This window comes from Streptomyces sp. BRA346, from assembly GCF_052851135.1.
The window spans coordinates 499,821-510,418 of sequence record NZ_JAIWIH010000006.1; the positions used below are offsets into that span (position 1 = coordinate 499,821).

General features: G+C 70.0%; 13 protein-coding genes. 8 read left to right on the forward strand and 5 right to left on the reverse strand.

The features are described from left to right. Positions 1 to 75: 75 nt before the first annotated feature. Positions 76 to 846 carry a transglycosylase SLT domain-containing protein gene (locus LCH29_RS12100; RefSeq protein WP_446461684.1) on the reverse strand — a complete coding sequence of 257 codons (771 nt, stop codon included), beginning with the start codon at positions 844 to 846 and terminating at the stop codon, positions 76 to 78. 459 nt (positions 847 to 1,305) lie between these two features. On the opposite strand from LCH29_RS12100, the gene LCH29_RS12105 reads away from it, so the two are divergent. The 3 genes from LCH29_RS12105 to LCH29_RS12115 all read left to right on the forward strand — a co-directional run bounded on the left by LCH29_RS12105 (position 1,306) and on the right by LCH29_RS12115 (position 3,480). After that, complete coding sequence (locus LCH29_RS12105) at positions 1,306 to 2,463, forward strand: GAF domain-containing sensor histidine kinase (RefSeq protein WP_446461685.1); 1,158 nt, start codon at positions 1,306 to 1,308, stop codon at positions 2,461 to 2,463. Then, positions 2,456 to 3,112, forward strand: coding sequence for a response regulator (locus LCH29_RS12110; RefSeq protein WP_446461686.1), 657 nt, complete (start codon positions 2,456 to 2,458; stop codon positions 3,110 to 3,112). The genes LCH29_RS12105 and LCH29_RS12110 overlap by 8 nt, the downstream gene beginning before the upstream one ends. Positions 3,113 to 3,249: 137 nt before the next feature. Next, the gene (locus LCH29_RS12115) at positions 3,250 to 3,480 is read left to right on the forward strand and encodes a chaplin (protein ID WP_446461687.1); all 231 of its coding nucleotides are present in this window, start codon (positions 3,250 to 3,252) and stop codon (positions 3,478 to 3,480) included. A gap of 99 nt (positions 3,481 to 3,579) precedes the next feature. Here LCH29_RS12115 and LCH29_RS12120 read toward each other — a convergent pair whose 3' ends face one another. After that, the gene (locus LCH29_RS12120; RefSeq protein WP_446461688.1) at positions 3,580 to 4,383 is read right to left on the reverse strand and encodes a hypothetical protein; all 804 of its coding nucleotides are present in this window, start codon (positions 4,381 to 4,383) and stop codon (positions 3,580 to 3,582) included. A 110-nt stretch (positions 4,384 to 4,493) separates the two neighbouring features. Here LCH29_RS12120 and LCH29_RS12125 point away from each other — a divergent pair, with 110 nt between their 5' ends. The 3 genes from LCH29_RS12125 to LCH29_RS12135 all read left to right on the forward strand — a co-directional run bounded on the left by LCH29_RS12125 (position 4,494) and on the right by LCH29_RS12135 (position 6,923). Beyond that, positions 4,494 to 5,285, forward strand: a complete 792-nt coding sequence (locus tag LCH29_RS12125; RefSeq protein ID WP_446461689.1) for an ABC transporter ATP-binding protein — start codon at positions 4,494 to 4,496, stop codon at positions 5,283 to 5,285. Between the two features lie 106 nt (positions 5,286 to 5,391). Next, positions 5,392 to 5,817, forward strand: coding sequence for an NfeD family protein (locus tag LCH29_RS12130; protein ID WP_009718995.1), 426 nt, complete (start codon positions 5,392 to 5,394; stop codon positions 5,815 to 5,817). 137 nt (positions 5,818 to 5,954) lie between these two features. Continuing rightward, positions 5,955 to 6,923, forward strand: coding sequence for an SPFH domain-containing protein (locus tag LCH29_RS12135; RefSeq protein WP_123103165.1), 969 nt, complete (start codon positions 5,955 to 5,957; stop codon positions 6,921 to 6,923). 70 nt (positions 6,924 to 6,993) lie between these two features. On the opposite strand, the gene LCH29_RS12140 is transcribed toward LCH29_RS12135, so the two are convergent. Both LCH29_RS12140 and LCH29_RS12145 read right to left on the reverse strand, forming a co-directional pair. After that, complete coding sequence (locus LCH29_RS12140; protein WP_446461690.1) at positions 6,994 to 7,497, reverse strand: HNH endonuclease; 504 nt, start codon at positions 7,495 to 7,497, stop codon at positions 6,994 to 6,996. 104 nt (positions 7,498 to 7,601) lie between these two features. Continuing rightward, on the reverse strand, positions 7,602 to 8,141 hold the full coding sequence (locus tag LCH29_RS12145; RefSeq protein WP_446461691.1) for a YbhB/YbcL family Raf kinase inhibitor-like protein: 540 nt from the start codon (positions 8,139 to 8,141) through the stop codon (positions 7,602 to 7,604). An 87-nt stretch (positions 8,142 to 8,228) separates the two neighbouring features. Between LCH29_RS12145 and LCH29_RS12150 the strand changes: the two genes are divergently transcribed. Then, complete coding sequence (locus tag LCH29_RS12150; RefSeq protein WP_446461692.1) at positions 8,229 to 8,564, forward strand: barstar family protein; 336 nt, start codon at positions 8,229 to 8,231, stop codon at positions 8,562 to 8,564. Between the two features lie 105 nt (positions 8,565 to 8,669). Here LCH29_RS12150 and LCH29_RS12155 read toward each other — a convergent pair whose 3' ends face one another. Beyond that, the gene (locus tag LCH29_RS12155; RefSeq protein ID WP_446461693.1) at positions 8,670 to 9,452 is read right to left on the reverse strand and encodes a sporulation protein; all 783 of its coding nucleotides are present in this window, start codon (positions 9,450 to 9,452) and stop codon (positions 8,670 to 8,672) included. Between the two features lie 198 nt (positions 9,453 to 9,650). On the opposite strand from LCH29_RS12155, the gene LCH29_RS12160 reads away from it, so the two are divergent. Then, complete coding sequence (locus LCH29_RS12160; RefSeq protein WP_446461694.1) at positions 9,651 to 10,313, forward strand: DNA-3-methyladenine glycosylase; 663 nt, start codon at positions 9,651 to 9,653, stop codon at positions 10,311 to 10,313. Positions 10,314 to 10,598 lie beyond the last annotated feature (285 nt).

Consider the following 10,598-nt stretch of genomic DNA (forward strand, 5'->3'; position numbering starts at 1 on the left):
CAGTACGGCCCGAAGGGCGGCGGCACCCCTCGCACACAGGGGGTGCCGCCGCCCTTCGGCGTGTGAACGCCGGGCTTAGTACGGGCCGTTGACGTTGTCGATGGAGCCGTACCGGTCGGCGGCGTAGTTGCACGCGGCGACGATGTTGGCGACCGGGTCGTACTGGTCGAAGGGCGTGCCCGGGACGTGGTACGCCTGGAAGGTCGGGAGGATGACCTGGAGCAGACCCTTGGACGGGACGCCGTTCTGGGCGTTGATGTCCCAGTTGTTGATGGCCCGCGGGTTACCGCCGGACTCCCGGATGACGTTCTTGTAGATGCCGTTGTAGGTACCCGGGATGTTGTGCTTCTTCATGATGTCGAGGGACTCCCGGATCCAACCGTCGAGGTTGTTCGGGTAGGTCTTCTTGGCGGCGGCGAGCTTGGCGCGCGCGGCGGCACGGCTCGCGGCCTCCTGGGCGGCCTTCTCCTTGGCGGCCTTCGCCGCGGCGGCCTTGGCGGCGGCAGCCTTCTCCGCGGCGGCCTTCTTGGCGGCCGCTTCGGCGGCGGCCTTCTTCGCGGCGGCCGCTTCCGCGGCCTTCTTCTGCGCGGCCTCGGCCTGCGCCTGCTTGCTCGTAAGGGCGGCCTGCTTCAGCAGAACCTCCTGCTGGGCCTTGCTGTCGACCTTCTGCGAGGTGAAGGCGACCGGCTTCGCCGGCAGGTCCTTGGCGGTCGACGTGGCATCGGCGTTGCCACCGGGGACGAGTGCGAAGGCTATGGCGGCAGCGCCGGCCGCGGCGATGCCGGCGGCGGAGTACTTGGTCTTCTTGTTCAGGCGGTTGTAGCCAGAGATGCTCGGCAGGGGCATGGCGGAGTAGACCTCTTCCAATCGCTATGTGTCGCAGGCCAAATCGGCGCCTTGTGCGCCGTGTCTGGATCTACGGCGCCGTGCGACTGGGGGAAATTCTTAGCGTCCGCAAAATGCTGTGGCAAAGGTGTGACATACGATGCTGCTTAGTGGATAAGTATGTCTTCCTTGCCTGGAAGAACGGGCGTCGTCCCCGCTCACCCCGGGTTGAAACATCCACTAACCGAGTTCGTAAGTGATGTGGGTCCTGTGTCAGGGGTCACATTACGAGCTCTTTAATATTGCGAGGTGTGCCCGAGCAAATGCGGAGTGTGGCTGAATTTCCGGCCCTTGTAACAGCCTCTTCCGGCGCTTCTCCCGCTCCCCTCGGCCTAGGTCCCGAACTACGTCTCGGGTCGCAATGAAGCACTGCCGAAAGGCCTGTACGCACCCCGCCGCGGCGCCGGTACGGTGAGGCCCATGACCAAAGGGCCGGGCAGTGGAGCCGGGGCGGGGCTGGCGTGGGTGAGCAGCGCGCTCCTCGCGATGAGCAGGCATCTGGAAGTCCGGGATGTCCTAAAGACCATCGTTGTGTCCGCCCGTGAGCTGCTCGATGCGGAGTACTCGGCGCTGGGTGTTCCGGACGACCACGGGGGTTTTGCCCAGTTCGTAGTAGATGGCGTCAGTGACGAGCAATGGAGGGCCATCGGGCCGCTGCCCCGCCAGCACGGGATCCTCGCCGCGATGCTCGAGGACGCCACCCCGCAGCGGCTGGCCGATGTCCGGCGGGATCCGCGATTCGAAGGCTGGCCTCCAGAGCATCCGGACATGTCGGACTTTATTGGACTTCCCATTGCGGATGGGGAGGAAGTCCTCGGCGCGCTCTTCCTGGCCAACAAGCGTTGCGCAAAACCGGAGGGCGGCTGCGGCTTCACCGCCGAGGACGAGGAACTGCTGGCCATCCTCGCCCAGCACGCCGCCATCGCCCTCACCAACGCCCGGCTCTACGAGCGCAGCCGCGAGCTGACCATCGCGGGGGAGCGCGCCCGGCTCGCCCACGAGCTGCACGACGCCGTCTCCCAGAAGCTCTTCTCGCTGCGGCTGACGGCCCAGGCCGCCGCCGCGCTCGTGGACCGCGACCCGGTCCGCGCCAAGGAGGAGCTGCATCAGGTCACGGCCCTCGCCGCCGAGGCCGCCGACGAGCTGCGCTCCGCCGTCGTCGAGCTGCGCCCCGCCGCGCTCGACGAGGACGGACTGGTCGCGACCCTGCGCACCCAGGTGCAGGTCCTGGACCGGGCCCACACCGCCCGGGTCACCTTCGAGGCCCTCGGCATACGGGCGCTGCCCGCCGCCCAGGAGGAGGCGCTGTTGCGGGTCGCCCAGGAGGCCCTCCACAACGCGCTGCGCCACGCCGACGCCCGCCGGGTCGACGTCACCCTCTCCCGGCACGGGCAGGGCGCCCTGCTGCGGGTGAGCGACGACGGCGGCGGCTTCGACCCCTCGGCCGTGCGCCGGGCGGGGCGGCACCTGGGGCTGGTGTCGATGCGCGACCGGGCGAGCGGCGTCGGCGGCGGACTGACCGTGGAGTCGGCGCCCGGCAAGGGAACCGTGATCGAGATGGAGGTGCCCGGTGGGTGAGCGACGGGACGGAGCGGCGATCCGGGTACTGCTCGTCGACGACCACCAGGTGGTGCGGCGCGGCCTGCGGACCTTCCTGGAGGTCCAGGACGACATCGACGTGGTCGGCGAGGGCTCGGACGGGGAGGAGGGCATCGCCCGGGCCGAGGAGCTGCGCCCCGACATCGTCCTGATGGACGTCAAGATGCCCGGCATCGACGGCATCGAGGCGCTGCGCAAGCTGCGTGACCTGGGCAACCCGGCCCGGGTGCTGGTCGTGACGAGTTTCACCGAGAAGCGCACCGTGGTCCCCGCCCTGCGCGCGGGCGCGGCCGGTTACGTCTACAAGGACGTGGACCCGGACGCCCTCGCCGGCGCCATACGGTCCGTCCACGCCGGGCATGTGGTGCTCCAGCCCGAGGTGGCCGACGCGCTGCTCTCCCAGGACGGGGCGGGCGGCGGCCAGGGGCGCGGGGGCTCCCTCACCGACCGGGAGCGGGAAGTGCTGGGGCTGATCGCGGACGGCCGGTCGAACCGGGAGATCGCGCGCAGGCTCGTACTGTCCGAAAAGACCGTAAAGACACATGTGTCCAACATTCTTATGAAGTTGGACCTGGCCGACCGCACTCAGGCCGCACTCTGGGCGGTACGCCATGGAATCGGGGCATGAACAGCGTTTCTCCGTGCAATCACACCAACGTGTGTATGTCACCCGAACAGCGCAACTCCGCCCGCCCCCGGCCGTTCTTCACGGCGTACTGCGGCGATTCGCCGCAGCGACGCGTTATGGACGAAGGGTCTTGAGAAGTGAAGAACATCAAGAGGATCGCTGCCATCACCATCGCGGCCGGCGGTCTTGCCGTCGCCGGTGCGGGTGTCGCCTCCGCCCAGGACGGTCCCATGGCCGACGGCGGGGCGACGATGTCCCCGGGTGTCGTCTCGGGCAACAACGCCCAGGTGCCCGTCCATGTGCCGGTGGGTGTCTCCTGCAACACCGTCTCGGTCATCGGGGCCATGAACCCGAGCTTCTGCGACTGAGCCCTCCCCTCGGAGCAGAGGCACCGCGCACCACCCCGGCCGGCCCCGGAGGCATCGCCTCCGGGGCCGACCCCATGGCCCGGGCATGCGCCCGGGGCGTCAGGACCCGCCCCGCTCCAGCTCCTCCACATACGCGTTGTACGCGGCCACCTGCGCCCGCCGCGCCGTGCGCTCCACCGGACGCAGTGCCTCCGCCCGGGCCGCGATCTCCGACGCGCTCACCGCCCCGCCGTGATCCTTGCCGTCCCCGCCCGGCGCGTACGCGATGGCGATCAGCGCGCCCACCCGCTGCGCCAGCTCCAGCACCCGCAGCGCCCGCGGCGGATAGCCCGGCGCCAGCACCTCGCGCCCCCGCTCCGCCCGCGCCCGGTACGCCTCCAGCGCCGCCTGGGCGGCCGGACCGGCCCCGGCCACGTTCAGCCGGGACAGCACCTCGGTCGCCTCCCGCAGCGCCTCGGCCAGCTCCCGCTCGGCCTCGCCGAGCGACGGCACATCCGCCGGAGGCGCCTCCCGTACCGGCAGGCAGCGCCACAGAACCTCGATGTGCTGATCGCCCTCGGGTCCCACCGCCGACACCTCGGGCACCAGACCCAGGGCCACCCCCGTGGCCAGCACCGCCTCGCCCGCGTCGAGCGCCTTCTCGTTGAACTCCGGCGGGCCGCTCAGCCCCAGCGGATGTCCCGCTATCGGCAGCGCCACCCGCAGCCCCTTGGCCCCGAGCGCTCTCAGCCGCCCCAGCGCCAGCGTCAGTCCGACCGGTCCGGACTCGCCGGGCAGCTCCGCCACCCGGTGCGACGCGTCCTCCCCGGCGATCCGGTGCGCGGCGTCGTCCGGGGAGACAAGTCCGGCGAGAAGGGCATTTCCCCAGGCTGCGAGGCGCCCTGAACGTGGTTCATCGAGCATGGGACCAGCCTAAGGACTGGCACCGACAATGCGTGGCGTAGGTTTTCCTCTGGGGGCTGCGCCCACAGGCGCACGCGACACTCGAGACTGCAATGGGAGACAACGCGCTCATGAGCGAGGTTCTGGAGCTGGTGGACGTATCCGTGGTCCGCGACGGTCGGGCTCTGGTGGACGAGGTCTCCTGGTCGATCAAAGAAGGGGAGCGCTGGGTGATCCTCGGCCCCAATGGCGCCGGGAAGACCACCCTGCTCAACCTCGCGTCGAGCTACCTCTTCCCGAGCGGCGGGTCCGCCCGGATCCTCGGCGAGCGGCTCGGCGCCGTGGACGTCTTCGAGCTGCGCCCGCGCATCGGCATGGCGGGCATCGCCATGGCCGACAAGCTGCCGCGCAGCCAGACCGTCCTCCAGACCGTGCTCACCGCCGCGTACGGCATGACGGCGCACTGGCAGGAGAACTACGACCAGGTCGACGAGGCACGGGCCCGGGCCTTCCTCGACCGGCTCGGCATGAACGCATACCTCGACCGCAAGTTCGGCACCCTCTCCGAGGGTGAGCGCAAGCGCACCCTCATCGCCCGCGCGATGATGACCGACCCCGAACTGCTGCTTCTCGACGAGCCGGCGGCAGGGCTCGACCTCGGGGGTCGCGAGGACCTCGTACGCCGCCTCGGACGGCTCGCCCGCGACCCGTACGCGCCGTCGATGATCATGGTGACACATCACGTCGAGGAGATCCCCCCGGGCTTCACCCACGTGCTGATGATCCGTCAGGGCAAGGTGCTCACCGCCGGGCCCATCGACATGGAGCTGACCTCCCGTAACCTCTCGCGCTGCTTCGGGCTCCCGCTGCTCGTCGAGCGCAACGGCGACCGCTGGACCGCCCAGGGCCTGCCGCTGACCTGAAACCGCCCTCCGATGGCCTGAACCCCCGCCCCGGACATGGCGCATGCTTTCCGCACCCCGAACTGCGCCCTGTTCCCCGACGGACCATGAGAACTACCATGACCTTGTGGATCCGTGGGTGTGGTGGCTGATCGCCGCCGTAGGACTGGGCATTCCGCTCGTGCTGACCGCGATGCCCGAATTCGGGATGGTCGCGGTCGGCGCGGTCGCCGGTGCGATCACCGACGCGCTCGGCGGCGGCGTCGTGCTCCAGGTCATCGTCTTCTGTGCCGTCTCCGTCGCGCTGGTCGCCGTCGTCCGCCCGATGGCGGTCCGCAGCCGACAACAGCAACCCGGGCTGCGCAGCGGCGTCGAGGCGCTGAAAGGCCGACAGGCCGTCGTCCTCGAACGGGTCGACGACAGCGGCGGCGGCCGCATCAAGCTGGCCGGTGAGATCTGGTCCGCCCGTTCGCTCGACCCCGACCAGGCCTATGAACCGGGCCAGCAGGTCGACGTCGTCGAGATCGACGGCGCCACCGCCGTCGTCATGTAGACGTCGTAGTACCAAGAGCTGAGCCCCACCCCGCTCAGCTGCGGAGTCGGCCGTCGATCTGACAGACTCCACCCACAAGACCGGACTTGATCATCCCGATCATCCAGAAGCACGCATGAAGGGCACGGGGAGCCGCTGTGGAACCGATCATCATCGTCCTGATCATCCTGGTGGTGCTCGTCTTCATCGCACTGATCAAGACGATCCAGGTCATCCCGCAGGCCAGTGCCGCCATCGTGGAACGCTTCGGCCGCTATACGCGCACCCTCAACGCGGGCCTCAACATCGTCGTCCCGTTCATCGACTCGATCCGCAACCGCGTCGACCTCCGCGAACAGGTCGTCCCGTTCCCGCCGCAGCCGGTGATCACCCAGGACAACCTGGTCGTGAACATCGACACCGTCATCTACTACCAGGTGACCGACGCCCGGGCCGCCACCTACGAGGTCGCCAGCTACATCCAGGCGATCGAGCAGCTGACCGTCACCACCCTGCGGAACATCATCGGCGGCATGGACCTGGAGCGCACCCTGACCTCCCGTGAGGAGATCAACGCGGCGCTGCGCGGCGTCCTCGACGAGGCCACCGGCAAGTGGGGCATCCGCGTCAACCGCGTCGAGCTGAAGGCCATCGAGCCGCCGACCTCCATCCAGGACTCGATGGAGAAGCAGATGCGCGCCGACCGCGACAAGCGCGCCGCGATCCTCCAGGCCGAAGGCGTCCGGCAGTCCGAGATCCTCCGCGCCGAGGGTGAGAAGCAGTCCTCGATCCTGCGGGCCGAGGGTGAGGCCAAGGCCGCCGCGCTGCGCGCCGAGGGCGAGGCCCAGGCGATCCGTACGGTCTTCGAGTCCATCCACGCCGGAGACCCGGACCAGAAGCTGCTCTCCTACCAGTACCTCCAGATGCTGCCGAAGATCGCCGAGGGCGACGCCAACAAGCTCTGGATCGTGCCCAGCGAGATCGGCGACGCCCTCAAGGGCCTCGGCGGGGCCATCGGCAACTTCGGCCCGATGACCGGCGGGAACGGCGGCGGCGCCGCCCCGGCCGCCCCGACGGGCACCGGCAAGGAGGCCGCCCCGCGCCGCGAGCAGCCCAGGATCGACTGACGCCGACGACGGAAGGGCCGGTACCCCGCGGGGTACCGGCCCTTCCGTCGTCCCGGCGGCTTACGGGCGCTCAGGCGGGCAGCGCCAGCCACTCCGGCAGCCCGTCCCGCCCGGCCGCCCCCAGCGCCAGCAGCAGCGCGTCCGAAGGCGTCGGCTCGAACGGCGAGTTGAGCAGCCGCATCCCCGCCTGCTCCGGAGTCCGGTCCGCCTTGCGGTGGTTGTCCTCCGCGCAGGACGCCACGGTATTCAGCCAGGTGTCCCCGCCGCCGCGCGACCGCGGCACCACGTGGTCCACGGTCGTCGCCCGCCGCCCGCAGTACGCGCACCGGTGCTGATCCCGCACCAGCACCCCGCGCCGCGACCACGGAGCACGTCTTCGGAACGGCACCCGTACGTAACGGCACAGCCGGATCACCCGCGGCACCGGCAGATCGATCTCCGCGGCGCGCACCCGCAGCCCGGGATGGGCGCGTTCGACGACGGCCTTCTCCTGGAGGACCAGCACCACCGCACGCCGCAGCGTCACCGTCGACAGCGGCTCGAAGCTCGCGTTCAGAACCAGCGTCTCGCGCATCCCGACCACCTCCCGCATCCCGGCCGCGCCCGCCTCTCCGTGGCGGGCGGGCCGGGATCAACTCTGGCCGGGAGGACGGCCGGGGACAACGCAATTTCGCGGCGTCAGCCCGCCGCCGGAACCTCGTACTCGGCGATCAGATGCGCCCGGCCCAGCGTGTGGAACCGCAGGTTGAAGCCGACCACCGCGGGCGAAGCGTCCGCGTCCGGGCCCAGCTTCTCGGTGTCCACCGCGTACACCGTGAACACATAGCGGTGCGGCCCGTCCCCGGGCGGCGGCGCGGCCCCGCCGAAGTCCCGGGTGCCGAAGTCGTTACGGGCGTGCACGGCACCCTCGGGAAGCCCCGCGAAGTCACCGCCGCCCGCTCCGGTCGGCAGCTCCGTCACGGTCGCCGGAATGTCGAACAGCACCCAGTGCCAGAACCCGCTGCCGGTCGGCGCGTCCGGGTCGTAGCAGGTGACCGCGAAGCTCTTGGTCCCCTCCGGGAACCCCTCCCAGCGGAGCTGCGGCGAGGTGTTCCCCTCCGCGTACACCTGGGCGGACGGCAGCGTGCCGCCCGCCTCCACCCCGTCGCTCACCACGGTGAACGCGGGCACCGGCGGATGGAAGTCATGGGGGAGCGGACGCCGGTTCTGATCGGACACGTCGAAAACCTCCTGATGATCGCGGTTGATCAGCTGTCCGGCCAGCCTAACGAGACCCGGCCGCCGCGGGCTGGCACCATGGCGCCCATGACCGGCCCGACCCCCGTCCTCCCCCTGCACCTCGACGGCGTGTCCGACAAGGACGGCTTCCTCGCGCGCTGCGCCCGGGACCTGCGCTTCCCCGAGTGGTACGGGCACAACTGGGACGCACTCGCCGACTGCCTCACCGATCTCTCCTGGTGGGGCGAGGACGCCGAGCCCAGCGGCTACCTGCTGCGGGTCCGTGGCTGGAACGCGTTCCGCGACGCGGCGCCCGAGGCCGCGGCGATCGCGGCGGACATCCTCAGCGACGCCGTGACGTACTGGTCCGCCCACGGCACACCGCTGACCATCTGGTACGACGACGGCCCGGACGACGCTTAGCGCGACACGGTGCGACATGGCGCGACACGGCGCGCGGGGCGCGCACCGGACGCATCCGGCGCACGCCCCGCGGGGACGTCGTGCGGTCTCGGAACCGGCGAAGGCTCAGAACCAGTTGCGCTTGCCGCCGACCTCGGCGAGCCACTGGTTCAGATACGCGGCCCAGTCCGTCTCCTGATAGGAGTCCAGGCCGACCGTGAAGGACCGGTACGAGTCGCTGCCCGAGCTGAACAGGCCCGGCTTCTTGTCCATCTCCAGGACGACGTCCATCTCGCGGTCGTCCGCGACGAACGACAGCTCGACCTGGTTGAGCCCCCGGTACTGCTGCGGCGCGTGGAACTCGATCTCCTGGTAGAAGGGCAGCTTCTGCCGCGTCCCGCGGATGTGCCCCTTCTCCAAGTCGGCGTTCTTGAACCGGAAACCGAGCGCACCGAACGCGTCCAGGATCGCCTGCTGGGCGGGGAGCGGATGCACATTGACCGGGTCGAGGTCCCCCGAGTCCACCGCACGTGCGATCGCCAGCTCCGTCGTCACGCCCACGTGCATCCCGGTCAGATGACGTCCCAGGAACGTCGTGACCGGAGTCTCCCAGGGAATCTCCAGGCCGAACTGCACCGCGTGCACCGCACCCGGCTGCACCTCGAACGCGCCACCCAGCTGCTGCCGGGTGAACTCGATGTTCTGCTTGATCTCCTGGTCGTCCCGCTCCACCTCGACCCGGGCTTGAAGGCCGACGGAGAGCCCCTCGATCTGCTGCGCGACGGAGCCCCCCTGGATCCGGACCTCGCCCTGTACGACGCCACCCGGGACGACGTTCTCCTCGGTCAGCACCGTCTCCACCGAGGCGCCACCGGCACCCAGACTCGCGAGCAGCTTCTTGAAGCCCATGTTCTCCCTCTCAAAGACGCATTCGCGCCGACGCTTTCGCGCCATGACTCGATCGCATCGATCGCTGTTGAACAGTAGATACGCGGAACAGCCGCGAGCGGTTCCGCAGCTCATAGCCTTACAGCGCACCGGCCCCGCTCCAACCACCGGCACCTATCGGTTCCACTACGCTCGGACCGCGTGACTGACGGAGCCGAAGTGACCGATGGACCCGACCGCACGCCGCTGGCCCGCACCTTCTTCGACCGCCCGGTCCTGGAGGTCGCCCCGGACCTGCTCGGTCGCACCCTCGTCCGCCGCACCCCCGAGGGCCCGATCGGGCTGCGCCTGACCGAGGTCGAGGCGTACGCGGGCCCGGCCGATCCCGGCTCGCACGCCTATCGCGGCCGCACCGAGCGCAACGCCGTGATGTTCGGCCCCCCGGGCCATGCGTATGTCTACTTCACCTACGGCATGTGGCATTGCCTCAACCTCGTCTGCGGACCGGAGGGCTCCCCGAGCGGGGTCCTGCTGCGCGCGGGGGAGGTGCTGTACGGACACGAGCACGCCCATGAGCGTCGGCCCAAGGCACGCAACGACCACGAACTGGCCAAGGGGCCCGCCCGGCTGGCCACGGCACTCGGTGTCGACCGCCGGCTGGACGGCACCGATGTGTGTGCGGGTTCCCAGGCACCGCTGGAGATACTCACCGGCTGCCCCGCCCGGCCCGAACAGGTGCTCAGCGGCCCCCGCACGGGAGTCGGCGGCGAGGGCGCCACCCATCCGTGGCGCTTCTGGATCGAGGGCGATCCCTCGGTCAGCCCGTACCGGGCGCACACTCCGAGACGCCGCGGTCCGACGCGCCGTCAGGTGGAAACTTGACTCCGGTCGGTCCGGGGCCTAACGTAGCCCGAGCCGCTTGAGACGGGCAGCGCTGTCGGCACGACCATCAGGTCGGGTCACGGCAGCCCCAGGTGGCCAACCACTACTGACACTTCCCCAACCGGGTCCTATTTCGCTGCGCGAAATCATGCCCTGGGGCTCCGATTAGGAGCTGAGCGGGAAATTCGCTAAAGTGGTGGACACGCCGGAAGGCGCGAAACACCCCGCTCCGACAGGGGGCCGGAAACGGAATTCGGACCGGAAACGGAACGGAAAACGGATCTG